Genomic DNA, 237 nt, shown 5'->3' with positions numbered 1-237 from the left:
CCAGCGATGAGTGGGAGCGGTCAGTGCCTAATTGGTGCTCGAATGGTGTATTAAGACCCTAGATAGGAAAAGAGAGGAAGGCTGTTTTTGTTTTTGAAGACGGTAATGTTGTTAGAAAAAACCTTCTTTTTTAGCTTGAATAGATGACCCAGCGATGAGTGGGAGCGGTCAGTGCTTAATTGGTGTTCGAATGATGTATGAAGACTCCAAGTAGGAAGTGAGAGGAAGGCTGTTTTT

1 protein-coding gene is annotated in these 237 nt (G+C 43.5%); it reads right to left on the bottom strand.

Annotated features, from left to right (window positions below; translation table 11 throughout):
• Window positions 1-50: 50 nt before the first annotated feature.
• A partial coding sequence (locus MR107_RS30885; protein ID WP_242293214.1) for a hypothetical protein occupies window positions 51-237 on the bottom strand: 187 nt, incomplete at its 5' end.

Origin of the sequence: Bacillus cereus group sp. BfR-BA-01441 (assembly GCF_022663075.1) — a bacterium.
Lineage (GTDB): Bacteria > Bacillota > Bacilli > Bacillales > Bacillaceae_G > Bacillus_A > Bacillus_A cereus.
The sequence above is the reverse complement of the archived record's forward strand: the minus strand, read 5'-3'. Positions and strand labels throughout refer to the sequence as shown.